20 protein-coding genes are annotated in these 24268 nt (G+C 71.0%); 10 read left to right on the forward strand and 10 right to left on the reverse strand.

The genetic code is table 11. The features are described from left to right. Positions 1 to 146: 146 nt before the first annotated feature. A complete protein-coding gene (locus Q1V88_RS00075) occupies positions 147 to 1049 on the forward strand; it encodes an SGNH/GDSL hydrolase family protein (RefSeq protein ID WP_300675979.1) in 903 nt (300 codons plus the stop codon). A gap of 190 nt (positions 1050 to 1239) precedes the next feature. Next, a complete protein-coding gene (locus Q1V88_RS00080) occupies positions 1240 to 2664 on the forward strand; it encodes a glycoside hydrolase family 30 beta sandwich domain-containing protein (protein WP_300675981.1) in 1425 nt (474 codons plus the stop codon). 9 nt (positions 2665 to 2673) lie between these two features. Here Q1V88_RS00080 and Q1V88_RS00085 read toward each other — a convergent pair whose 3' ends face one another. Genes Q1V88_RS00085 through Q1V88_RS00095 form a run of 3 tightly spaced genes read right to left on the reverse strand, consistent with a single transcriptional unit; the run spans position 2674 to position 6454 of the window. Then, positions 2674 to 3480: a hypothetical protein gene (locus Q1V88_RS00085; protein ID WP_300675983.1), complete on the reverse strand. Its 807-nt coding sequence runs from the start codon at positions 3478 to 3480 to the stop codon at positions 2674 to 2676. Next, complete coding sequence (locus tag Q1V88_RS00090) at positions 3477 to 4910, reverse strand: acyltransferase (RefSeq protein ID WP_300675984.1); 1434 nt, start codon at positions 4908 to 4910, stop codon at positions 3477 to 3479. The genes Q1V88_RS00085 and Q1V88_RS00090 overlap by 4 nt, the downstream gene beginning before the upstream one ends. Then, positions 4910 to 6454 (reverse strand): glycosyltransferase family 2 protein, encoded by a 1545-nt coding sequence (locus tag Q1V88_RS00095; protein WP_300675987.1) that lies wholly within the window; start codon positions 6452 to 6454, stop codon positions 4910 to 4912. The genes Q1V88_RS00090 and Q1V88_RS00095 overlap by 1 nt, the downstream gene beginning before the upstream one ends. Before the next feature lie 157 nt (positions 6455 to 6611). Here Q1V88_RS00095 and Q1V88_RS00100 point away from each other — a divergent pair, with 157 nt between their 5' ends. Next, positions 6612 to 7457, forward strand: coding sequence for an SGNH/GDSL hydrolase family protein (locus tag Q1V88_RS00100; RefSeq protein WP_300675990.1), 846 nt, complete (start codon positions 6612 to 6614; stop codon positions 7455 to 7457). A gap of 27 nt (positions 7458 to 7484) precedes the next feature. On the opposite strand, the gene Q1V88_RS00105 is transcribed toward Q1V88_RS00100, so the two are convergent. Both Q1V88_RS00105 and Q1V88_RS00110 read right to left on the reverse strand, forming a co-directional pair. Then, positions 7485 to 7730: a hypothetical protein gene (locus tag Q1V88_RS00105; RefSeq protein WP_300675992.1), complete on the reverse strand. Its 246-nt coding sequence runs from the start codon at positions 7728 to 7730 to the stop codon at positions 7485 to 7487. Between the two features lie 40 nt (positions 7731 to 7770). After that, the gene (locus Q1V88_RS00110; RefSeq protein WP_300675995.1) at positions 7771 to 8172 is read right to left on the reverse strand and encodes a phage holin family protein; all 402 of its coding nucleotides are present in this window, start codon (positions 8170 to 8172) and stop codon (positions 7771 to 7773) included. Positions 8173 to 8327: 155 nt separating this feature from the next. On the opposite strand from Q1V88_RS00110, the gene Q1V88_RS00115 reads away from it, so the two are divergent. From Q1V88_RS00115 to Q1V88_RS00125, 3 genes are all read left to right on the forward strand, one after another. Further along, positions 8328 to 9374, forward strand: a complete 1047-nt coding sequence (locus Q1V88_RS00115; RefSeq protein WP_300675997.1) for a hypothetical protein — start codon at positions 8328 to 8330, stop codon at positions 9372 to 9374. Positions 9375 to 9384: 10 nt separating this feature from the next. Next, on the forward strand, positions 9385 to 10419 hold the full coding sequence (locus tag Q1V88_RS00120; protein ID WP_300675998.1) for a hypothetical protein: 1035 nt from the start codon (positions 9385 to 9387) through the stop codon (positions 10417 to 10419). 71 nt (positions 10420 to 10490) lie between these two features. Then, the gene (locus tag Q1V88_RS00125; RefSeq protein WP_300676000.1) at positions 10491 to 11456 is read left to right on the forward strand and encodes a glutathione S-transferase C-terminal domain-containing protein; all 966 of its coding nucleotides are present in this window, start codon (positions 10491 to 10493) and stop codon (positions 11454 to 11456) included. 30 nt (positions 11457 to 11486) lie between these two features. On the opposite strand, the gene Q1V88_RS00130 is transcribed toward Q1V88_RS00125, so the two are convergent. The 4 genes from Q1V88_RS00130 to Q1V88_RS00145 form a co-directional block, all read right to left on the reverse strand. Beyond that, positions 11487 to 12218 carry a hypothetical protein gene (locus tag Q1V88_RS00130; protein WP_300676001.1) on the reverse strand — a complete coding sequence of 244 codons (732 nt, stop codon included), beginning with the start codon at positions 12216 to 12218 and terminating at the stop codon, positions 11487 to 11489. Positions 12219 to 12405: 187 nt separating this feature from the next. Beyond that, positions 12406 to 13917 (reverse strand): carboxyl transferase domain-containing protein, encoded by a 1512-nt coding sequence (locus tag Q1V88_RS00135; protein WP_300676004.1) that lies wholly within the window; start codon positions 13915 to 13917, stop codon positions 12406 to 12408. Positions 13918 to 14110: 193 nt separating this feature from the next. Further along, positions 14111 to 15604 carry a M1 family metallopeptidase gene (locus Q1V88_RS00140; RefSeq protein ID WP_300676006.1) on the reverse strand — a complete coding sequence of 498 codons (1494 nt, stop codon included), beginning with the start codon at positions 15602 to 15604 and terminating at the stop codon, positions 14111 to 14113. After that, on the reverse strand, positions 15601 to 16788 hold the full coding sequence (locus Q1V88_RS00145; protein WP_300676008.1) for a CdaR family transcriptional regulator: 1188 nt from the start codon (positions 16786 to 16788) through the stop codon (positions 15601 to 15603). The genes Q1V88_RS00140 and Q1V88_RS00145 overlap by 4 nt, the downstream gene beginning before the upstream one ends. 102 nt (positions 16789 to 16890) lie before the next feature. On the opposite strand from Q1V88_RS00145, the gene Q1V88_RS00150 reads away from it, so the two are divergent. From Q1V88_RS00150 to Q1V88_RS00165, 4 genes are all read left to right on the forward strand, one after another. Continuing rightward, on the forward strand, positions 16891 to 18003 hold the full coding sequence (locus Q1V88_RS00150; protein WP_300676010.1) for a ferredoxin reductase: 1113 nt from the start codon (positions 16891 to 16893) through the stop codon (positions 18001 to 18003). Between the two features lie 15 nt (positions 18004 to 18018). Then, on the forward strand, positions 18019 to 19251 hold the full coding sequence (locus Q1V88_RS00155) for an acyl-CoA desaturase (protein WP_300676013.1): 1233 nt from the start codon (positions 18019 to 18021) through the stop codon (positions 19249 to 19251). 74 nt (positions 19252 to 19325) lie between these two features. After that, positions 19326 to 21926 (forward strand): M12 family metallo-peptidase, encoded by a 2601-nt coding sequence (locus Q1V88_RS00160; protein WP_300676016.1) that lies wholly within the window; start codon positions 19326 to 19328, stop codon positions 21924 to 21926. A 20-nt stretch (positions 21927 to 21946) separates the two neighbouring features. Next, entirely contained in the window at positions 21947 to 22744 is a 798-nt protein-coding gene (locus tag Q1V88_RS00165; protein ID WP_300676017.1) for a crotonase/enoyl-CoA hydratase family protein, read from the forward strand. A gap of 4 nt (positions 22745 to 22748) precedes the next feature. Here the strand turns inward: Q1V88_RS00165 and Q1V88_RS00170 are convergent, their stop codons facing one another. Further along, on the reverse strand, positions 22749 to 24152 hold the full coding sequence (locus Q1V88_RS00170; RefSeq protein ID WP_300676020.1) for an HNH endonuclease signature motif containing protein: 1404 nt from the start codon (positions 24150 to 24152) through the stop codon (positions 22749 to 22751). Between the last annotated feature and the right edge of the window lie 116 nt (positions 24153 to 24268).

The following is a 24268-nucleotide window of genomic DNA, read 5'->3' on the forward strand; positions in this document are numbered from 1 at the left end:
AACCCGGATCTCGTGCGTGGTGAACCCGGAAGTGGGCGGTGGTGAACCCGGAAGTGGGCGGTGGTGAACCCGGAAGTGGGCGGTGGTGAACCCGGAAGTCGGTGTCGGTGAGCGAACTGCCCTGACACTCGGGCACAATTTGCGATGTGCGGCGCGCCCCTGTCTTCCTGATCGCGCTCGTCGTGATGAGCGTGGCCCTCGGGCTGGCCGGCTGCGGCGGCGGGACCCGCCAGGTGCCCGCGATCCGCACCTCGGCCGGTGACCTGCGGCCGATGGTCTACGTGGCCCTGGGTGACTCCTACACCGGTGCTCCCCGGGTCGGCCGCCGGATCTCGGTGCCCTGCAACCGCACCGACCTCAACTACCCGCACCTGTTCGCCGCCGACCGGGAGACCTCGCCCAGCGGCGAGGTGAACCTGATCGACGTCAGTTGCGGCGGGGCGAGGATCCGCGACCTGACCCACCGGCAGAAGCCGGTGGTGGCACGCCAGCTGGCCGCCGTACGCGCCGACGCCGACCTGGTGACGGTGGCGGTCGGCGGCAACGACGTCGGCATCATGTCCCTGGTCGGCGTCTGCCTGACCAAGCCGGCCGCCTGCCAGCGACGGCGCGACACCACCGTGGCCGGCCTCAAGAAGATGCGCACCGACCTGGTCGCCGTGCTGCGCCGGGTCAAGGCCAAGGCGCCGCACGCCACCATCGTGGTGATCGGCTACCCCGAGATCCTGCCCAGCACCGGGCGCTGCCTCAAGGCCGGACGCACCACGCTCACCCTGGCCCGCGGCGCCCTCAACCGGATCGCGATCGCCCAGCGCAACGCCGCCACCCAGGCCGGCGTCGGGTTCCTCGACCCCCGGTCGGTCACCCGCGGCCACGGGCTGTGCACCAAGGACCCGTGGATCGCGCTGCGCACCACCGCGACCAGCCAGCAGTACCACCCCACCGAGGCCGAGCAGCGCGCGGTCGCCACCGCCCTGGAGCACCGGATCGGCACCCAGCTCGCCGCGACCCGGGTGGGCCTCCCACAGCCCGGGCATAGCTCGAAATAACTAGACCGGTGCGGGCGAGTTGAGGGTCAGATCCGGACCGTTCGCGCCCTAGGGTGCTCTCGTCGCCCTCGCTCGGAGGGATGCGCGTCGGGACGAGATCGATCCTCGGATCGAATCGTCGGGTTGAGGGAGTGTCATGGGGACCTTCGTCGCTGGCTGCCGCCTGCCTGCAGCCAGAAGAATGGTGTCGGTGCTGGCCGCCACCGTGGGCCTCGCGCTGCTCGCGCCCGCCCCCGGAGCGAGCGCCGGGACCGCCACCGGGACCGCCACCGGGGCCGGACGACCGCGCCCCGCCAGCACCTGGACCACCACCGCCGACGGCTCGTCGGTGCTGGCCTGGCGGGGCCGGACCCGGTTCGCCAAGGTCACCCCGGCCACCGCCGCGCTGGCCGCCGAGCGCCAGGTGATCGTGGTCAGGCCCGCCCGGGCCACCCAGGCCTTCGCCGGGGTCGGCGCCTCGCTCACCGAGTCCTCGGCCAGCCTGCTCAACGCACTGCCGGTGACCACCCGGGCCTCGACCCTGGCCAGCCTCTTCGGACCGACCGGACTGCGGCTCAACATCCTGCGCCAGCCGCTCGGCTCCAGCGACTTCGTCACCCGCTCGCCCTTCACCACCTACCAGGACCGCGCCGGGGTCTACGACTACAGCCGCGACACCGGCTCGATCCTGCCGCTGATCAAGGCCGCGCAGGTGCTCAACCCCGGCCTGAAGCTGATGGCCGCACCGTGGTCGGCGCCGGCCTGGATGAAGACCTCGGGCTCGCTCACCGGTGGCACCCTCAAGGCCGACCAGGTGGTGGCCTACGCGACCTACCTGGCGCGGGTGGCAGCGGCGTATGCCGCCGTCGGCGCGCCCCTGGCCGACCTCACCATCCAGAACGAGCCGGGTCTGGAGAGCAGCTACCCCACGATGCGGCTCTCGGTGGCCCAGCAGATCGCCGTGCTGCGCGAGACCGACCGGCAGCTCACCGCCCTGCACCTGGGCACCCGGCTGTGGGCGTTCGACCACAACTGGTCGGAGTCGGCCCAGGCCCTCGAGGTGCTCCGCGGGGTCAAGGACGTCCCTCGCGTGGTCGGGGCGGCGTTCCACTGCTACAGCGGCGACCCGACCGCGATGCGCTCCATCCGCGCTGCCGGCTGGCGGGTGCGGGAGACGGAGTGCTCGGGCACCGACTCCTACGACGCCCGCCGGACCTTCTCCGACACGCTGCTGTGGCAGACGCACTACCTGGTGGTGCAGGGCATCCGCAGCGGGGCCGAGAGCGTGATCCTGTGGAACCTCGCCCTCAACGCTGCAGGCGGGCCGACGTACGGCGCCTGCGGGACGCGCTGCAACGGGGTCGTCCAGATCCAGGGGAGCAGTGTGACCCGCAACGCCGAGTACGCCGTCCTGGGGCACCTGTCCAAGTTCGTCACGCCCGGCGCCCGGGTGATCGGCACCGTGACCACCAGCGGCGGGGTGGAGAACGTCGCGTTTATCAACCCCGACCGCTCCCGGGTGGTGGTGCTGCTCAACGTCGACTCCGCCGCTCGGACGGTGACGATCCGGGACCGGCAGCGCTACACCCAGGTCACCGTGCCGGGCCTGTCGGTCTCGACGGTGGCCTGGCGCTGACCCGATCTGTTAGCCGAGCGTCGGGGACGGTGTCGTCGACGGCTCCGGCGCGACCACGTTGAGCTGGCTCAACGGGATCGTCGGGCCTGACGGAGCGTTGACCTTCACGGTCGGGTTGCGGCCGGTGATGGTGACCGCCACCGCCTCCTCGTTCATCTTCGTCTCGAAACGCAGCAGGCGGCCCTGGTCGTCGAGCCAGACCGCGGCGGGGACCCGGGTGCGGATCTCCGCGGACTGCTGGGTGAGCAGCTGGGGGAGCAGCTCGCGCACCGCCAGGGCGTTGATCGTGAAGGTGAAGACGCCACCGGAGACACCGGCCTCGGTGAAGTCGCCCTTGAACTTCATCGCCCGGATCCCCAGGCTCGCGCCCTCGAAGAGCCGGTGCAGGTCGATCCCGCCGGCGATCTGGGAGAGCACCGTCTTGGCCCAGCCGTTGGCCGTCGAGTCGAGACTGGTGCGCGCCCACTGCTGCTTCGGGGCGGTCTGCACCCACGCCTGACGGCCGATGATCCGCACCACCGTGGTCTGCGGCAGCCCGGCGGCGGTCAGCCGCAGCGCGGCCCTGACCTTCGGGGTGGTGAGGGCGACGGCGCCCTCCAGGTCGAAGTCGGTCCGGCCCTGGATGTGGACCAGGATCGCCGCACTGTCTAGGCCGGCCAGGCTGTTGCGCAGCAGCGCGTCGCCCTGGGTGCTGGTGAACTCCTCGCCGAGCTTCCAGCGCGGGGAGTCACGGTGCGCCAGCACACCCCAGGTGACCAGGCCGCCGATCAGGGCGAGCGCGGCGACCGCGATCAGACTGCGCTTGAGGGTGCTCATCCGACGCCTCCGACCGGGGTCGGCGCCGTACCGGTCATCGGGGCCGGGGACGCGGGCCCGGTGTCGAAGCGCTGCGCCAGCACCGTCACGTTCGAGCTCGGCCCGAAGTGCTGCCCCGCCCTCCGTTTGGCGTGCGAGATGTACGACGCCAGCAGGCGGGCGTCGTGCGGTGCCGAGGTCGCCAGCAGGTGCGGGTAGAGCTCCCGCTTGGTGCCGTTGCTGTTGACCAGCCAGGACACGTTCGCCCACGGCATCTCGATGGCACGGTGGAAGAACCACGAGATCGGCAGGGCGAGCGCGAGCACCATCACGGCGTTGTAGGCGTAGGCGTTGCCGTTCTGGGCGTAGCTGAACAGGCCGTGCTTCTCGGCCCAGCCCATGATCCCCTCGTGCAGGATGTAGATGCTGTAGGCCATCAGGCTCAGCGGCATCATCACCTTGTTGTCGATCATCCGCGCCGGTAGCTGCCAGCGGGAGGTGGACAGCCCGAAGAGCATCAGGCAGAACGCCAGCGAGGCGACCGTGTGCCTGATGATCTCGTGGTGCAGGTTGTGGTCGACCGTGGGCGGCACCATCACCTGGGCGTAGGACCAGACCGCCACTGCGAGCAGCGCGGGCAGCATGAACACCGGGAGCTTGCGGCCGCGCAGGATCACGATCAGGGTGCCGGTCCACATCCCGATGATGAAGATGTCGGCCTTGGCCGCCGGCCCGAACCGCCAGGCCCAGTCCGTGACCGGGATGTTCGCGGCGGCGACGTACGCCTTGAAGGCGAGCGAGGCGAGCAGGATCGGCGCGGTGCCCAGGACGAACAGGCCGAGCCGGCCGCCCGGCGTGCGGGCGTTGCGTCGGATCCAGCGCACGAAGAACGGCGCGATGAAGGCCATCGAGAGGTAGAAGAACCACTCCACCGACATGGTCCAGGCCGGGCCGACGGTGTAGAAGATCCGCTTGCTGTCCAGGGACTGGGTCAGGGTCAGGTGCTCGATCAGGTCGATCCAGTCGGCCTTGGCGACGTTGTAGTTGTGCAGCGACCACTGGAAGACGACGACCACCCAGTACAGCGGCAGGAAGCGGGTGACGCGGCGGATGAAGAAGACGCCGCCGTGCGGCAGCGGGGCCTTGTCGCTCAGCATCGCGGCGCCGAAGGGCAGCCAGATCAGGATCGCCGAGAGGACGAAGAACATGTCGATCACGATGTCGAGGTTCTGCATGATCCACATCACCCACGGCAGGCTGGTGCCCGGCCCCATGCCGTCGCCGTTCATGTCCATGTTGGTCCACACGTGCGCCAGGATCACCGCGACCGCGGCGATCCCGCGCCAGCCGTCGACGCCGGACAGGGCGAACGCCGAGACCCGGCGCTGGGCGGTGGCCGCGGTGGTCTTCGCCGCGCGGCTTCGGGTACCCGAGGCGTGGGTGCCGGGCATCAGGCGACCGCGCGATCGTCGCTGCCGTGGGCGGTGTGCTCGCGGCGGACCTCGGTGTGCCGGCTGCGCGGGGTGACGTTCCACTCGTGCATGCCGAACAGGTCGCGCACGATCGCGGCGCGGTTGATGATCGCCTTGAACTCGGCGTAGAAGAGCATCGACAGGAAGCCGAACCTGACGAAGAGGCGGCGCTGGTCGCGCAGCAGCGGCGGGGAGAGCCGGCGGGCGATCGCTGCCTGGAGGATCGGGGTGCCCAGGGTGACGAGGGTGGTGAGCACGAAGATCGGCACGCCCCAGGAGTAGGCGTGGCCGGTGGTGCTGCGGAAGAGCAGCAGCGCGATGATCAGCGGCCACATCTGGGCGGCCAGCCACGGGTGCAGCACCCGCCAGACGTAGAGCACGCCGACGCCGCGCTTCTGCTGGAGGCTGAGGTGCTTTGAGCGCAGCAGTGCCACGGTGTGCCGCTGGGTGACCTCCCACCAGCCCTGGGCCCACCGCATCCGCTGGCGCCACAGGGCGGTCCAGGTCTGGGGTGCGAGCTCGGTGGAGACCATCCCGGGGTCGGTGCCGATCCGGTAGCCGGCGAGCAGCGCCCGCGAGGTGGCGTCGATGTCCTCGGTCAGCATCTCGGGGTCCATCCCGATCGCCTCGATCACCTCGCTGCGCCAGAAGCCGTTGCTGCCGCCGAAGATGCCGAAGCCGTTCAGCGAGGTGCGGCCCGGGTGCGAGACGGCGTACATGGTGGCGAACTCGGCGGCCACCGTCGCGGCCACCCCGGAGTCGCCCTGGTTGCGGATCAGGCACTGGCCCTGGACCACGTCGACGCGGCGCTCCCCGGCCTCGTCGGCCAGCCACCGTACGGCGCGCAGCGGGACGCTCGGGTGCGGGTGGTGGTCGGCGTCGAAGAAGCCGATGATGTCGACGCAGTCGGTGAGGTAGTCCAGGGCGGCGTTGATGTTCTCCGCCTTCGACCGCGACCCCTCCACCCGCAGCGCGACGAAGCGCGGGTCCTCGGCGGCGAGCCGGGTCAGCTCGGCCTCGACCGGGAGCCGCTCGGCGGAGTTGTAGCTGCACACCACGATCAGCTTCCCGACCGGGTAGTCGACCGAGAGGTGGTGGTGCAGCGACTCCATGATGGTGTCGGCCTCGTTGACCAGGTGCGCCGCGATCACGACCCCGATCACCGGCAGCCGGTCCGCCGCCGGCGGCGCTGCCAGCGGCGGCTCGGGGAAGCGCAGGGCGTGCGCGCACTCCATCGAGATGACGAGCGCCGTGCTCAGCAGGGACAGCACCAGGACGACGTACCAAGCCGACAGGATCGCCGGGTCGAACATCGCCAACGGCACGTAGATCGCGAAGCCGATCACGAACGGCAGCAGCAGGTGCAGCGAGATGTCGACGATCATCTGGGTGCGTCGCGGCAGGGCGAGGTACGCCGTGCGCACCCGCCGCAGCAACGGGTGGATGCGGCGCAGCCACGGCTCGGCCCGCGTTCGAGATGCCTCCGCAGGAGTCTCGAAATGAAGGGCGTTGTCGAGTCCCATCAGATGTCCTTTCACGTCCCCACGCTCCTCGACTCAACGCGGCACCGGGTGTCGGGGCTACGGGGCGAAATAGTGATCAGGAACTGGTCTGGACCGGGGTGCCAGAAATGGACGCCGGTCATGCGGCGGTCGGGTGAGGGATGCATAATCCCCAGCCATGCGGACCCCCTCGGTGCGGAGCGCGGGCGTCGCGGCGCCTGCTGCGGCCTCTCTCCTCGTGCTTCTTGCGCTGCTCGCCCTGCTCTCGGGCTGCGGCTCCGACACCACGCCGGTGAAGTTCGCGCACTATGTGGCACTCGGTGACTCCTACACCGCGGCGCCCGGGGTCGAGCCGGCGCTCGGCACTGGTGACTGTGGCCGCTCCACGGCCAACTACCCGCGGCTCGTCGCGGCGGCGCTCAGGGCGCCGCTCGACGACGTCAGCTGCTCCGGGGCGACCGTCACCGATCTGCTCAAGGGCCAGACCGTGACCGGCCAGGTGCTGCCCGCCCAGATCGCGGCGGTCAAGGCCGACACCGACCTGATCACGATCGGCGTCGGCGGCAACGACCTCGACCTGATCGGGCTGGCCACCGTCTGCGTGCAGCAGGCCGCCGACTGCACCACCCGGGTCGCGCAGGTGCAGCAGACCCTGGGGGCGCTGCCGGGCCGGATCGAGAAGCTGGTCCGCGCCGTCCGGGCCAAGGCCCCGAAGGCCACCGTGGTGCTGGTCGGCTATCCGACGATCATCTCCGCCCAGGCGCCGTGCGCGGCGCTGCCGGTGCCGGCAGCGGTGACCTCGGCGGCGATCGACATCAACAGCCGCCTCGCCACCGCGATCAAGGCTGCCGCGACCGCGACCAAGGTGCAGTTCGCCGACCTCTACCGGGCCACCGCCGACCACGGCCTGTGCGGCTCGAAGCCCTGGATCGCCGGGATCGACGGTCAGGGCGCGCAGCCGCTGCACCCCACCGAGGACGAGCAGAAGCTGGTCGCGGAGAAGGTGCTCGCGCTGGTGAGGTGACGCCGGCTCAGGGCGGGGTCGGGAGGCTCAGGACGCGCGGCGGCGATGCCGGGCAGCGATCCGGGGCGCCAGCTCGGCCGCGGCCTCGGGCCAGCGCGCGGTCAGCTCGGCGATCGCCGCCGACAGCACGGCCCGGTCGAGCAGCTCGGGGCGATCGGCGGAGGTGAACAGCAGCGTCTCGATGGCCTCCACCAGCAGGTGGAAGTCCTCCTCGTCGGTCCGCTCACCCGGCTGCCCCTGCGGGCGCGGGATCAGAAGGGACAGTGCGTTCACGCTGGCACAACGACCCAGGATCAGCGCCGGTTACGGCCCCTCACCGGGCGGGGTGGCGGTCCTTCTCCAGGAGCCGGTCCACGGCCCAGGTGACGATCGTGATCACGATCGCGCCGCCGATCGCGGTGCCGGCGCCCTCGACGTGGAAGCCGATCCCCAGACCCCCGGCCAGCCACGAGGTGAGCTTGAGCATCAGGGCGTTGATGATCACCAGGAAGAGCCCGAGGGTGAGGATCACCGCGGGCAGGGTGACGAAGGTCAGGACCGGCTTCACGATGGCGTTCACCACGCCCATGATCAGGGCGACGAGCAGCAGTGGCAGCAGCTTGTGCTTGACCTCCTCGATCCCCGAGGACGGGCCGTCGAACCAGATCCCGTGGAAGAACTGGGCCGCGACGGCCAACGCGACGGCGTGGGTCAGAAGCCAGGCGAGGAAGCGCACGCGACCAGTCAAGCAGGTCACCGCAGGGCCGGGCGCCGACCACCCAGCGGGCACCCGGTTGCCGGTCTAGACACTTCCTCCTACGGTGGGGGCGCCGGGCACCGGACAGTGCGCGGCTCTCGACACTCGGATCTGGGACTCTCGGAGGTCTACTGATGGCACGTACCACGCTGCGCACCGGCGCCGCTCTGCTCGCGACGGGCGCCCTGGTCGGAGGCGTGGCGATCACCGCCAGCCCCGCCCAGGCAGTGATCAGCTACGGCCGCCTCGGCGTCGGCGGCTCGATCAGCAGCTCCGGCACCCCGACCTCGGGCACCTGCGCGGTCTCCACCGCGCTGCCCGCAACGGTGAGCAAGTCCTGGAACGACAACGGCATCGCCGTGGCGAACTCGCAGACCCGCAAGGGCGCCCTGAAGTGGTCGGGCAGCGCCACCGACATCACCGATGTCACCACCGCCGGCTCGGGCACGGTCCGGGCGACCCCGCTCTCCACGGCCGGCGGCACGATCGCGTTCTCGGGCTCCACCAGCCTCTCGGCCAAGGCTCGCGTCGCCAACAGCAAGTGCCGCGCCTACGTCTCCAGCTCGATGAACGCCGACGGCGACTTCGAGGTCCCGGTCGGGATGTGGCTGACCATCTCCGGCTCGGCGTCCTCGACCAAGGGCGCCGGCCTGCAGGTCAACGTCTACGGCTACGACGACTCCAACGCCAGCGTCGACACCTCGCTCGCCCTCGGTGGCAGCCGGGTGACCGGCTCGACCAGCCTCTACCTGCCGCCGGGCGAGTACGGCTACGACGTCAGCCTCTCGGCCTGGCGCACCACCGTGGCCTCGACCACGGCCGCCGGCTCCGCGGTCTCGGCCAGCGTCTCGGGCTCCACCACCTGGACGTTCACCCCCGGCGGTGCGGCCTCCGCGATCTCCGGCAAGGGTGGGAGGTACGTCGCTCTCGGTGGCCGTAGCTGCACCACGAACGCTGTCAGCGCCGCCGTCACCAAGGCCGCTCGCAAGAAGGCCAAGAAGGTCGTGATCAAGGTCAACGGCGTCACCCGGGTCGCGCTCAAGGGCACCAGGCTCAAGAAGGCCGGCGGCCTGACGCTGGGCGGGATCAGCCCGACCAGCAACGCCACCGTCGTCGCGACCATCACCCCGAAGAAGGGCAAGAAGGTCAGCGTCGCGCGCTCCTACCGCGCCTGCCGCTGAGGTGGTCGCGATGAGTCTCTCCACCGCCCGCGCCCTGGCCGCCACCGTGGCTGCCACCGTGACCGGCGGCGCGGTCGGTGTGGCGTTGATCCTCCCGGTCGCGCCCGCCCACGCCCTCGGCACCGACCGGACGCTCTTCCCGCACACCTGGGTCACCACCTCGACGCCGACCACCGGGTCGTGCACCCGGCTCAGCCCGAGCGTGGCGCCGTCGCTGTCGTGGAACACGAACAACGTGCCGGTGACCAGCACCGTGCGGGCTGCCGCGAAGACGACGTACTCGGGCAACAGCGCTGACGTCATCGACGCGTCGGTGGCGAGCAGCGCCACCGTGCGGGCCACCCCGATCCTGGCCTCCGGCGGTCGGATCTCGTACGCCGGCTCCGCCTCGATCAGTGGCACGCCGCGGCTCGCGAAGAGCGCGTGCTCGATGACCGTTGAGCACTACATCGACGCCGACGGGGCGTTCACCGTCCCGGTCGGGATGTGGGCGGTCTTCTCCGGGTCGGCCCGGACCACGACCGGAGCCTCGGTGAGCATGGTGCTCTACAACGGTCCCGGCAGCGGCCCCGGCCTGTCGCTGAGCGGCCCGAACACCACGGGTTCGATGACGACGTTCCTCCCCGCCGGCAGCTACCAGATCGGCGGCGAGATCTCGACCCGGGCGAGCAGCAGCCAGGCCGGCGTCGCCGCACGGGCCTTCGGCGCCAGCGCCAGCGGCTCGATCACCGTGACCTTCATCCCCGGCGGAGCCGCCTCGGCGGTGGCAGGCAAGGGCAGGAAGTACGTCGCTCTCGGTGGCCGTAGCTGCACCACGAACGCTGTCAGCGCCACCATCACCAAGGCGGGCCGGACCAAGGCGAAGAAGATCGTGCTCAGGGTCAACGGCGCCACCAAGGCCTCGCTGAAGGGCGCGAAGCTGCGTCGGACCGGTGCCCGGACCCTGCCGGTCGCTGCCGGGAGTGCGGCGACCGTCTCGGCGGTGATCACCCTGAAGTCGGGGAAGAAGGTCACCGCGACCCGTTCCTACCGCGCCTGCCGCTGACCCTCGCCGACCGTGCGGGCTACGGTCCGCACGGTCTGCACGGTCTGCGGGGGCGGGGTTAGGGTCGGGGTGTGAGCGCTGAGAGCCAGACCCCGACGTACGTGGAGAAGGGTCGCGAGTACAGCCGCGACATGAACTACATCGGCGACCGGATCACCCGCTCCGGCGGGGAGCCGGTCGACCAGCCCAACGGCGCGCCGACCTGGCCGGTCGAGCCGGGCCGCTACCGGCTGGTGGCGGCGATGGCCTGCCCGTGGGCCAACCGCGCCATCATCGTGCGCGAGCTGCTCGGCCTGGAGGACGTGATCTCGCTGGGCCGCCCCGGACCGACCCACGACGCCCGCTCGTGGACGTTCGACCTCGACCCCGGTGGCGTCGACCCGGTGCTCGGGATCCACTTCCTGCGCGACGCCTACAACGCCCGGATCCCGGACTATCCGCGCGGCGTGACGGTCCCCGCGATTGTCGAGATCGCCTCAGGCAAGGTCGTCACCAACGACTTCCCGTGGATCACCCACGACTTCTTCTTCGAGTGGCGCGACCACCACCGCGACGGTGCGCCCGACCTGTGGCCGAGCGCGGTGCGCGAGGAGATGGAGACCGTGATGAGGAGGGTCTTCACCGAGGTCAACAACGGCGTCTACCGGTGCGGCTTCGCCGGCTCCCAGGAGGCGTACGACGCTGCCTACGACCGGCTCTGGACGGCGCTGGACTGGCTCGAGGAGCGACTGGGCCACAGTCGGTATCTGATGGGCGACGCGATCACCGAGGCCGACGTCCGGCTCTACACCACCCTGGCGCGCTTCGACGCCGTCTACCACGGGCACTTCAAGTGCAACCGGAACAAGCTCACCGAGATGCCGAACCTGTGGGGCTACGCCCGGGACCTGTTCCAGACCCCGGGCTTCGGCACCAACACCGACTTCGAGCAGATCAAGGCGCACTACTACGTGGTGCACACCGACATCAACCCGTCGGGGATCATCCCGAAGGGCCCGGATCTGAGTGGCTGGACCGAGCCGCACGGGCGGGGCTGATCGGGTCCCCGGGCTCCGGTCAGAGCTGGGTCAGCGCCAGGTCAGGGCGGGGTCGACCGCTACGTCGGTGAGCGCCGCCTCGGGGGTGGTGAGCCGATCGGTGAAGTCCGCGCCCGAGGCTCCGATCACGGTCTCGGTCGCGCTCGTGACGGTCCCGGTCGAGCGGTAGAGCGTGACGGTGCGGTCCACCCGGGCGCGCGCCAGGTCGGCGCTGGTCAGCGACGAGATCTCGGACACCGCCTGATACTTGCCCTCGCCGACGGCGGAGGCATCCTTGAGCACTGTCTCGGTGGTGACCAGGACGCCGCCGTCACTGGTACGCCGGGCGTTGCACGACACCAGGCTGCTGGCGGCCGTGCCCGCGCTGGCCTCGCAGGCGTGGTCGACGGCAGGGATGTCGGAGTTGGGTCCGACGAAGACCCGCCAGGAGTGGGAGGTCGGCGAGCCGTACTCGACGTACGCGTCCTTGGCCTGGCCGATCTGGGCGGCGGGAAGCGCACGGAAGTCCTCGCCTTGGGCCACCACGGTCCCCCGGTCGGGGACCCAGCGCTGGAGGTGCCCAGAGGCGGTCTCCTGGAGGGTCGTCACCAGGGTGGTCGGATCGGCGGTGAGCGCGGTGTTGGGCGCCTCGACCCGGGTGAGGGCCGACGCACTCGACGCGTGGTTGACCACGGTCGCCACTGCGACCCCGGTCGTCGCCAGCAGCAGCACGGTGACGGCGGCGGGGAGGCGCCGTCGACGGCGGCCTTCTCGTGCGTTCACGGACATGGTTTCCCTGGCCTCTCGACGTGCGCGATGGACGCGGTGACGTCCACCAGTGCATCAGAAAGTCAGCGTTCGGGCATCCCCAGATGTCACGAAAGGGCGACGTGGCAGGGGAGTTGTCACAGCCGTCACAAGATCGCCGCACGGGCGGGGCTGATCCCCGGCGGCTCAGGGAGTCAGCGGCTCAGCGGGTGAACCGCCCGGCCCGCTCCGTTGTCGTGCCCGGCCCGGCTACCAGTAGACCCGCCAGCTCCTCGGCGACCGCGGTGGCGACGCGGGCGAGGAACGCCTCGGGCTCGGCGGCGGCGTCGGGGTGCTCGGGCAGGATCCGGTCGACCACGCCGAGGTCGGCCAGGTCCCCGGCCCGGACGTGCTGGGCCTCGGCCATCGCCGGGGCGTGGCTGGTGTCGCCGTACACGATCACGGAGGCGCCCTCGGGTGGCAACGGTGTCAGCCAGGCGTTGCGGGCGGCGATGATCCGGTCGGCGGGGAAGAGGGCCAGCGCGCCGCCGCCGTTGCCCTGACCCAGCATCAGGGTGAGCGTGGGGGTGCGGACCTCGACCAGGGCGGCCAGCGTGCGGGCGATCTCGCCGGCGATGCCACCGCTCTCGGCCTTGCCCGACAGCTCCGCGCCCGGGGTGTCGATCACGGTCATCAGCGGCAGTCCGAGCGACTCGGCGAGCGCGATCCCGCGCTGGGCGGTGCGCAGCCCCGAGGGGCCGAAGGGTCGCTTGGCCTGGGCGGTGCGGTCCTGGGCGACGACCACGCAGGCGACGCCGCCGAAGCGCGCCAGCGCCAGGCTGATCCCGGAGTCACGCTCCCCCCGGGTGGTGCCACTGAGGGGTACGACGGCCTCGGCCTGCCCCAGCAGCTCCCGGATCCCGGGGCGGGCCGGGTCGCGGGTCGCGGTGATCGCGGTCCAGGCGTCGGGCTGCTCGGTCTCCTCCCCAGCACCGTCCCCAGTGCCCTCGGCGCCCTCAGCGGCAGTCGCACCAGCCGACCCAGGTGCCGGAACCGCCGTCACCTGGTCGCAGACCAGCCCGAGGGTCGCACTCAGCACCTCCCTGACGTCGCTCGGCAGCACGATCCCGTCGATGATGCCGTGCGAGGAGAGCGACTCGGCCTGCTGCACGTCCGCAGGCAGCGGCTGGCCGGTGACCAGCTCGACCACCTTGGGCCCGAGGAAGCCGAGCAGCGCACGCGGCTCAGCGACGGTGATGTGGCCCAGCGAGCCCCAGGTCGCCATCACCCCGCCGGTGGTGGGGTGGCGCAGGTAGACCAGGTACGGCAGGCCGGCGGCCTTGTGGCGCAGCAGTGCCTCGCCGATCCGCACCATCTGGACGAACGCGGGCGTGCCCTCCTGCATCCGGGTGCCGCCCGAGGCCGGAGCGCCCATCAGGGGCAGCCCCTCGGCGGTCGCCCGGGTGATCGCGGCGACCAGCCGGTCGGCCGCGTCCCGGCCGATCGACCCCGCCAGGAAGCCGAACTCGCTGATCAGGACCGCCACCCGGCGGCCCTCGATCAGGGCCGATCCGGTCAGCACGGACTCGTCGGTGCCCGCCTTGGCAGCAGCAGCGTCCAGCTCAGCGGCGTACGCGGCACCGATCCCGGCCCGGCGCGGGGTGGTGTCCCACGAGTCCCACGATCCGGGGTCGATGACCAGGTCGAGCAGCTCGCGTGCGGTGAGACGGGGCATGCCCGAACCGTAGTGGCTCGGGTCAGAAGTTGTTGGGCGGTTGGCGCACTCGGGGCACGCACCTCGCTGCGTTGTCGAACACTCGACGGGCCTCCGGCCCGCCTTCGGTCCTCCGCCTTGCGAGGCACGCACCCCGAGCACGCCCACCATCCCAAAACTTCCGACCCGAGCCACTAGTGCCCGCTCCGGCGGCTCAGCGGTGCGTCGAGGACGACACCAGGGGAGGGGTGGTGCGGCTCATCAGCCATCGCGTGATCAGCGGACGGAGGTTGGTGCCGGACGTGGTCGAGAGCCAGCTCAGGTAGTCGGCACGGGTGACGCTGGTGCCCGCGCGGGCGGCCGGCCACTCCCGGACCAGCTTCCAGAACGTCTTCTTGCCGACGGTCTTGCGGACCTGGTCCCACATCAGTGCCGTGCTGGAGTAGACGTTGTCGTCGGCGAAGTGGTCGGCCTTGTAGGCGCCGGGCGGCCCACCGTTGGCGCGGTCGTCGGCCTCGAAGAGGGTCATGTCGGCGAGCGAGTCACCGGCGTTGCGGCCCCAGGCCTGGTCCTGCCAGGTCATCTGCAGGTACGTCGCCATCCCCTCGTTCATCCACACGTCGCGCCAGTCGGCCGGGGTGACCTCGTCGCCGTACCACTGGTGGGCCATCTCGTGGACGAGCACGTCGGCGGAGTAGGAGTCAGGGGTGTTGCCCAGGGTCAGCGTGGTCTGCGTCTCCATCGCGCTCTGCGCGGGGACGATCAGGATCGACAGCGAGTCGAACGGGTACGGGCCGAGCCGCTTCTCCAGCCAGGCGAGCAGCTCGGGGGTCTTCTTCAGGGTCTTCAGCGGGGTGCTGTCATCGGTCGGCACCCAGTAGGCCAGCGGCACGCCGGAGGCCGAGGTCGCCTTCGTCTCGGTGTAGGCGCCGACCGCCAGCGTGGTCAGATAGGAGGCCATCGGCGCAGCGGAGTGCCACACCGTGGTGGTGCCCGCCGCGGTGTCGGTGCGCGAGGTCAGGGTGCCGTTGCTGATCCCCACCATCCCGGCCGGGGCGTGCACGGTGACGTCGTAGAGCGCCTTGTCGGCGGGCTGGTCGTTGACGGCGTACCAGGTGAAGGCGCCGTACGGCTCCTGCATCGTCCACAGCCCGCCCTCGGGGGTCGCGGTCAGGCCGAGCGGCTCGGCGTCACTCCGTTTCGCCGGGTCCTTCACCGGGGTCGGCGTGCCGGCGTACGTCAGGGTCAGGACGTGCCGGGAGTCGGCGGTGACCGGTGCGGCGACGACGAGGTCCTGCCCGGTGTGGGTGCTGGTGACCTCCGTGCCGTCGAGTGTCACCTTCGTGGCGGTCAGGGCGGCGCCGAAGTCGAGGGTCAGCGTCGGGGAGGTGACCGCGGCCCTGAAGGTGAGGGTCTCGGTGCCGCTGAGCCGGGTCTTGTCCCAGGTCAGGTCGAGGCCGTAGTGCAGGGCGTCGACGACCTTGTCGCCGACGAGTGGGTAGACGGAGTCGGTCTGCGGGGTCGAGACGGCGGCGTCGTACGCCGTCTCCGTGCTGCCCGACGACGAGGTCGAGGCCGATGGGGACGAGGTCGGGGTCGAGCCGGACGTGCTCGCCCCACAGCCGGCCAGTCCCGCGGCCCCGGCGAGGAGGCCGAGTGTCAGGCAGGCGGCACTGAGGGCGGAGGGGCGGCGCTTCACCGTCGTCATCGTGCCACGTCGCGGCCGGTGCCGAGGGCCAGTGTCAGGGCCAGCACCCAGCGCGGGTCGTCGAGCCGGGTGCCGTAGATCTCGCGGAGCTGGGAGATCCGGTAGCGCACCGTCTGCGGGTGCACGAAGAGCGCCGCGGCCATCTCGTCACGGCGCCCCTGGTGCAGCAGCCAGGCCTGCAACGTCTCGAGCAGCTTCTCGCGGGTGCTCTCGCGCAGGTCGGCCATCGGGGCGAGCACCCAGGTGCGCAGGTCGGCGTAGGCCTCGGGGTCGGCGTTGAGCACGAGTGAGACCAGGTGGGTGTCGGTGTCGTCGAGCAGGCCCTCGCGCTGGGCACGGAACGCCCGCTGGAACGAGACCCGCGCCTCCCGCCAGGGCTTGGCCGGGCCGACGACGGCGCCGCGACCCGAGGTCGCGGCGAGCAGTGCCGGGCGGCGGTGGCGCTCCATGTCGGGCACCAGCAGGACGGCGACGCCGCCCAGGTCGGGCTGCTCGTCGAGCTCGAGGGTGGCCGGCGGCAGGCTGGACAGCACGGTGCCGAGCTGGGCGCTGGGCAGCAGCACAGCGGTGAGCGTGGTGGGGGTGGGCCAGTCGGCGTCGTGGGCGGCGTCGTCGACGACCTCGGCGGTGGCGCCGTCGATGAGGTGCTGGCCGAGGCGGCTCAGCAGCCGTTGCCGCTCGCGTCCCGAGGAGGCCATCTCGGCGGCGTGTCCGGCCACCGAGGCGTCGGAGACCTCGTCGATCCAGGCGAAGACGAGGGCGGCGAACTCGACCAGTGCCTCGGCGGACAGGCCGGCCGCGAGCGCTCCGCTGGAGAGCTCGCGCCAGGCGGTGCGGGCCCCGATCCGGTACGCCGCGAGGATCGCCTCGGGAGCGCGACCGCTGCGCGCCTCGCCGCCGCCGAGGTCGAAGGCACCCTGGATCGCGGCCGGGGTGGCCAGGGCGAGGTCCTCGACCCCGCCCGCGGCGGCGGAGAGGAAGCCCGACAGCGCGACCTGCACGGCCGACTGGATGATGCCGGCCATCTTCCCGTCCGACCAGGCGTCCTGATAGGCGGGCACCTCGGCGATGACGGCGTTGACCACGTCCTCGCCGACCCGGGGGAGGAGGCCGCCGATCTGGGTGACGATGTCGGGGGTGAGGCCGAACTCGCCGACGGGCGGGGTGTGACGCGTCTCGCTCAAAGCTCCTCCATGCCGCAATTTTATCAACGGTGAACAAAAAACTAGTTCATCTTCACGTCAGAGGCACATGAATCTAACCGTCTGAACCATCATGATGGTCGTGTGAGTTCCTGGATCGCCGAACGTGCCGGCCAAGTAGCGGCTGCCCTGGCGACCCCGCTCGTCCCGTCGGACTACCTCGACATGTTCAGCCCGCTGCGCAAGGGCGCCGACCTGCGGGCCCGGATCGTCTCGGTGCACCCGGAGACGGCCGACGCGGCGACCCTGGTGATGAAGCCGGGCAAGGACTGGGCGGGCCACGTCCCGGGCCAGTACATGCGCATCGGCGTCGACGTCGACGGCATCCGCCAGTGGCGCGCGTACTCGCTGACCCACGGTCCGCGTGCCGACGGCAACATCTCGATCACCGTCAAGGCGGTCGATGGCGGCAAGGTCAGCCCCTACCTCGTCCACCAGGCGGTGCCCGGGACCCTGGTCCACATCGACCAGGCGCAGGGCGAGTTCGTCCTGCCGGCCCCGCTGAGCACGCAGAAGTTCCTCTTCGTCACCGCCGGCTCCGGGATCACCCCGGTGATCGGGATGCTGCGCAACCTGTTCCCGGTGACCGACGCGGGGGTGATCGTGCCCGAGTCCAGCGCCGGCCTCGACATCGTCTGCGTGCACCTCGCGCCGACCGCTCCGGCGACCATCTTCGCCGACAACTTGGCCGAGCTCGACGCGGCAGGTGCGGTCACCCTGATCTCGCGGTACGACGACCAGCACGGCACCTTCGACGTGGCGCAGCTCGCCGACCTGGTCCCCGACCTGGCCGAGCGCAGCACCTACGCCTGCGGGCCGGTCGGGCTGCTCGACGCGCTCACCGCGCACCACGAGGCCGCCGCCCTGCCGCTGCACCTGGAGCAGTTCCGCACCTCCACCGTGGTCGTCGGCGAGGGTGGCACCGTCACCCTGACCGGGGCCACCACCGGCGCTGCCGTCGAACTCGACCTCGACGCCGCCACCCCCATCCTCGACGCCGCCGAGGCCGCCGGCGTCCTCATGCCGAGCGGGTGCCGGATGGGCATCTGCTTCGGCTGCGTCCTCCCACTCAAGGAGGGCGCCGTGCGCGACCTCCGCAACGGCGACCTGATCGTCGCCGTCCCGGGGGAGACCGACGGCCTGAACGTCCAGACCTGCATCAGCGCTGCCGCTGGTGCCTGCGTGATCGAACACTGAGGGAGTAGTCCACACATGACCATCGCCGAAGAGCCCCGTCTCACGGTCGACCCGAACAACCCGATCGCGCACCTGAGTCGTGAGGACATCGAGGCGATCGGGCGCGAGCTCGACGCGATCCGTGCCGAGGTGATGGCCAGTCGCGGCGAGCGCGACGCGAAGTACATCCGCTCCGTGATCAAGACCCAGCGCGCTCTGGAGCTCGGCTCGCGCGCGGTCCTGCTCGCCAGCATCTTCCCGCCGGCCTTCATCGCGGGCACCGCGGGCCTGACCGTGGCCAAGATCCTGGAGAACATGGAGATCGGTCACAACATCCTGCACGGCCAGTGGGACTGGATGCGTGACCCGAAGATCCACTCCACCACCTGGGAGTGGGACTCGGCCTCGACCGCCGAGGGCTGGAAGAAGACCCACAACGAGGAGCACCACACCTACACGAACATCGTGGGGATGGACAACGACCTCGGCTGGGGCGTCGTTCGGGTCGACGAGGCACAGGAGTGGTCGACGAAGTGCCTGTGGCAGCCGGCGTACAACTTCCTCAACATGCTGCTCTTCGAATACGGCATCGCGGCCTACGACGTGAAGTTCGGGGACTGGGCTCGCACACCGAAGGAGGAGCGCGACCCGGAGAACGACCGGATGGTGCGGGAGGGCTTCAAGAAGATCAAGAAGCAGGCGCTGCGTGACTACGTGATCCACCCGATCCTGTCGGGTCCGTCGGCGCCGTTCACCCTGGTCGCCAACGCGCTGGCCAACCTGGGCCGCAACGTCTGGTCGCATTCGGTGATCATGTGCGGTCACTTCCCCGAGGGCGTGGCCACCTTCGAGCTCGACGAGCTCCCCGAGAACGAGACCCGCGGCGACTGGTACATCCGCCAGATGATCGGCTCGGCCAACATCTCCGGCTCTAAGGCCGTGCACATCCTCTCGGGCAACCTGTCGCACCAGATCGAGCACCACATCTGGCCCGACCTGCCCTCCAACCGGTACGCCGAGGTGGCCCCGCGGGTTCGGGCGATCTTCGAGAAGTACGGCCTGAACTACCACTCGGCCTCGATGCCGAAGCAGGTCGCCAGCGCCTGGCACAAGACGCTGCGGCTCTCCTTCCCCAACGGCTGGTGGGAGTCCACCACCGTGCGCAACCTGCCCTCCCAGCTCAAGAAGCTGCGCAAGGTCGTCAAGGCGACCGGCAAGGACCGGGTCCGGATGCTCAAGGAGATCGAGGCTCAGGGCTCGCGCTACTGACCCTCAGGCTGGGCGGCGTGGGGCCGATCTGAGAAAGCGTCATGCTCCACAGGTTCCTCTCCTAGGCTGGATTCATGCGTCGTCGATCGTGGGCGGTGGTGACCGTTTCGACGGCGCTCGCCGCGCTGGTGTGCGGATATGTGGCGGTCCAGGGTTCGGCTGAGCCCTCCACCGGCGGCTCGGCGACGACCGCCGCGAGCGTGCCGGTCCAGACCGGTGCGGGTGCCTCCTCGGCCGCGACCAGCGGCACGAGCGCGCCTGCCCACGCTGGTACGTCGGCTGCCTCGACGGCCACCACGGCCACCACGGCACCGTCGGGAGCGTCGGCCTCCACGAGCGGACGTCACGGCGGCATCGACACCGGCCTGACGAAACCGATGCACGGCACGGCCGCGATCACGGCGCTCGGCGACGCGCTGGCCCCCGTGGCCGAGCGCGCCGGGCTGAGTGAGGACGAGCTCCGCGGCGTGCTGGAGACCGACCCGACGGCGTGGATCACCCAGGCGGGCCGGGTCACCTACCGCGAGGAGATCCCGACCGCCCCCGAGCAGGCCGTCGGCTTCACCGCCGACCCGCTCACGGCGCCGTACCCGCTGGCCGACACGTTCGCGCTGCACAGCCTGCCCGGCTCCACCCACACCATCTTCCTGGACTTCGACGGCGTGACCGTCTCGGCCCGCAACGCCTGGCACAGCGAGCTCGGTGTCCCGGCGCAGACGTACGCCGGCTGGGACCCGTCCGGCAACGGTCCGTCCTTCACCAACGACGAGAAGGCCGCGATCCAGGAGATCTGGTCCCGCGTCGCCGAGGACTACGCGGCCTTCGACGTCGACGTCACCACCGCCGACCCAGGCGAGGCGGCGCTGTCGATGGCCAGCGCCTCCGACACCCACTTCGGCACCCACGTCGTCATCACCGACTCGACGGTCCCGGCGCAGGTGATCTGCAACAACCAGTGCGGCGGCGTGGCGATCACCGGGGCGATCAACTCCCCGATCACCGACTGGGGCGTGACGAACCCGCCGGCCGACCTGAACGAGATCGCCTGGGTCTTCTCCGACGGCACCTACAACATCCCGTCGAGCGTCGCCGAGGTCTCCTCGCACGAGTCCGGGCACACCTTCGGTCTGGTGCACGACGGCGACAACGCGACCGAGGACAGTTACTACGCCCCCGCCGACGGCGCCGGCCAGAAGGTCTGGGCGCCGATCATGGGAGCGGCGTACTACAACACGGTCACGCAGTGGTCCAAGGGCGACTACCCGAACGCGCACAACTGGAGCTCGAACTCCTCGGGTCCGATCCAGATCCCGCTCCAGGACGACGTCGCGATCATCCGCTCGATCGTCGGCAGCCGGGAGACGCTGCCGAGCTCGCTCGCCTCGCCGCTGACCGTCGATCCGGGCACCACGCACTACATCACGGCCGCCTCGCAGTCCGACACGTACGCGCTGAGCCAGTGCGCTGCCGGGGCGACGGTGAGGGCCAACGCCGCCCAGGTCGGTGCCGACCTCGACATCTCGCTCAGTGTGGTCGACGCCAACGGTGTCGCCGCGCCGGGCACGACCCTGGACACCAACCCGGTCACGGAGCAGGACGACGCTGGCTCGGTCGAGCCGTGGAACGCGCCGGGGTACTGGATGGAGGCGCCCAGCGGGCTGGGTTCCGCGATCACCGTCCCGGCTGCGGGCGGCCCGTACTTCGCCGTGGTCAAGGGCGGCGGCAACCTCGGTGGCAACTGGCTGAGCGGCGGCTACGACAACTACGCCAGCTTGGGTGCCTACACCCTCGAGGTGAGCGGCTGTGACACCACGACGGCGCTGCCGGGGGCACCGCGCCTGCTCACCGCGAAGACCACCTCCGCGGGGACCACCCTGACCTGGGCTGCTCCGCTGAGCAACGGCGGCACCGCGCTGACCGGCTACCGGGTCCAGATCGACGGCGGCACCGAGGTCGAGGTCTCCGGCCGCACCTACGTCGACAGCACGCTGACGTCGGGCACCCACACCGTCTCGGTGAAGGCGGTCAACGCCGTCGGCGTCGGGCCGGCAGCCACGGCGCAGGGCACGCTCGCCGAGGTGCCGGGACCGGTCACGGGACTCACCGCCACGGCCGCCGCCCCGCAGCACCAGGTCACCCTGCGCTGGGGCGCACCCAGCACCGGTGACATCGTCGACGGGTACGAGGCGACGGTGACGTCGGGCTCGCGCGTCGTCGCGCACCGCACCTTCGCCACCCTTCCCAGCTCGTACGTCGTCACCGGGCTCGCCCCGGGGAGGTACACGGCCACCGTCCGGGCGACCAACCTCGGGGGGACGAGCACTGCTGCGGTGACGGTGTCGCTGCCGGCGTACGTCGCTCCGACGGTGCCCGGCCGCCCGTCCGCGGTGCTCAAGGCGGGCAAGAAGGGCGGCAAGAAGACCGTCGTCATGACGTGGGGAGTCCCGGCCAGCGCGGTGTCGCCGCGCCCGACGGCGTACCGGCTCACGATCTATCGGGTGGTCAAGGGCAAGGCGAAGGTGGTCAAGACGATCACCGCGACCTCGACCGCAGTGAAGCGGGAGCTGGCGCTGGCGGCCAAGAAGGGCGTGACGTACGCGTTCACGGTGCAGGTCCGCAACAGCGTCGGGTGGAGCCCGGTGAGCAAGCGTTCCAAGGCGGTAGCGCCTAAGTGACCCGCCGGTAACATGCCCTCATGGACCTGGTCACCTGCACGATCACCGATGGCATCGCCCAGGTGCGCCTGGCGCGCCCGGAGAAGCTCAACGCCCTCACGCTGCCGCTGCTCGACGAGCTGATCGCTACGGCGCACCGGCTGCGCAAGGACCCCACCCTGCGCGCGGTGGTGATCGCGGGGGAGGGCGACGCGTTCTGCGCCGGCCTCGACTTCGCCAGCGTGCTGCGCAAGCCCGCCGAGATCGCGAAGGCCTTCGTCCCGCGTCCGTGGCGTGGCACCAACTCCTTCCAGGAGGCCTGCTGGGCATGGCGGCGGGTGCCGGTGCCGGTGATCGCCGCGGTGCACGGACACTGCCTGGGCGGCGGCGTCCAGATCGCGCTGGCCGCCGACTTCCGGATCGCGACCCCGGAGTCGACCTGGTCGGTGCTGGAGGGCAAATGGGGGATCATCCCCGACATGTCCGGGATCCAGGCGCTCTCGGAGCTGGTCGGCATCGACCGCGCCAAGCTGCTCACCATGACCGCGGAGAACCTCACCGGCGAGCAGGCCCACGACCTCGGCCTGGTCACCGAGCTGGCCCACGACCCGGTCGAGGCCGCCACCGCCCTGGCCCGCAAGCTGACGGTGAAGTCGCCCGACGCCCTGGCCGCGGCCAAGCGCCTGTTCAACGACACCTGGGGCCGCTCGCCGCGACGCACCTTCGCCCGGGAGCGGGTCGAGCAGCTCTGGCTGCTGTTCGGTGCCAACGCCAAGATCGCCCGCGAGGCGGCGTTCAAGCGGGAGACGCCGACCTACAAGCCCCGCGCTCGCTCCTGAGCCGCTAGCCCTGGCGCTGGTTGCGCTCTCGTGTCGGCGGCGCTGTGCCGGGTGGGGTGGTGTGCTGCCCGGCTGGCTGGCGGGAGAAGTCGACGGTGCCATCGGCGGTGACCTCGTACGTCGTCGTCGGGTCGTGGGCGTGGTGGTGACATCGGTTGCAGAGCAGAAGTGCGTTGTCGAGGTCGGTGGGCCCGCCAGTGAGCCAGCCGGCGTGGTGGTGGGCTTCGCAGTGGGTGGCGGGGTGGTCACAGCCTCGGCCCTGGCAGGTGCGGTGTCGGAGCATCAGCGCCTTGTTCTGGGCGGGGCTGAAGAGTCGTGCGGTGCGGCCGAGGTCGAGGACCTCGCCCTTCGTGCCGAGGACGGTCGGGATGAGGCCGCTGGTGCAGGCCAGGCGGCGGGCCTCGCTGGCACTGAGGAGGTCTTCCCCGGTGCTGCTCAGGAGCGAGGCGGCGCCGAGCCCTGATCTCAGTTGGTCGAGGGTGACGGTGACGAAGAGTGTGGTCGCCGTGCTGCCGTGGACGGGGAGGGAGCCGGCCGGGATGCGGGTGAGGAGCTCGCAGAACGCCTGACCGAGCTGGTGCGGTGCGGGCAGGCTCCACCACCGGGTGTCAGTCTCCTCCCGGGACCTCCCGGCGTCCTCCTGGTTCGTGGCGGTGTCGTTGCCGTCCGCGTCCGGCTTGCCCTCGGTGCCGCGATGCGGTGCCCAGGGCGGGGTGCGTCGAGGGTTGAGCAGGGAGTCGAGCATCACCCGGAGTTGGTGGGCTGCAAGGTTCGGGATCCGGCCCGCGATCCGAGTGGTGCCGTCACCCAGGGGTCGGAAGGTGAACCGGATGCGGTCGCGGGCGTGAGCCTCGTCGGCTTCGAGTCGTGCTGCTTCGGCGGCATCAGCGATCTCGGGGGCGACCACCTCGAGGATCCGGCGCCCGAGGATCCGCAGCCGGGCCGGATCGAAGGTCGCAGCATCGGCGAGCAGCTGGGCCTCGGCGCGGTCCTTCGGGGCGCCGTCGGGCAGATCATCGACGGCGGCGATCACCACGCTCGCCTGGGCCGGCGACACCCGGCCCGATCGCAGGGCCGCCGCAGTCTGCGGGTGAGCGTCGAGGTCGTGGGCGAACGCGATCTCGCTGCGGGCGGCACGGATCCCGGCCCGGGTCTGGTGGTGGAGCCAGAACGCCAGGTCCCGGGCTCCTGACTCCTCGACCACGTGGCCGGCATCGTCCAACGCGGCCAGCAGGCGGGCTTTGAGCTCGGCGACCTGGGACTCCACCGCGGTGATCGTCGTCAGGGCGGTGACCTGGTCTGCGGCCCGCATGTACGCCGGCTCCACCGAGCCCACCTCGCTCAGCGCCATCTGCGCGCGGGTGAGGGCATCGACGATCGGATGGACACGTTCCAACGTCTCGGTCATGGAGCCAACACCTCCTCGGGCGGCAAGCACGTCACGCACCGATCAGGTGCATGTCCTTCGTGCGCCGGCCCTCGGCAGTGGGTTCAGGCCCCACGGCTGACCCGTCACCTTCTCTC

Source organism: Nocardioides sp. (assembly GCF_030150155.1).
Taxonomy (GTDB): Bacteria; Actinomycetota; Actinomycetes; order Propionibacteriales; family Nocardioidaceae; genus Nocardioides.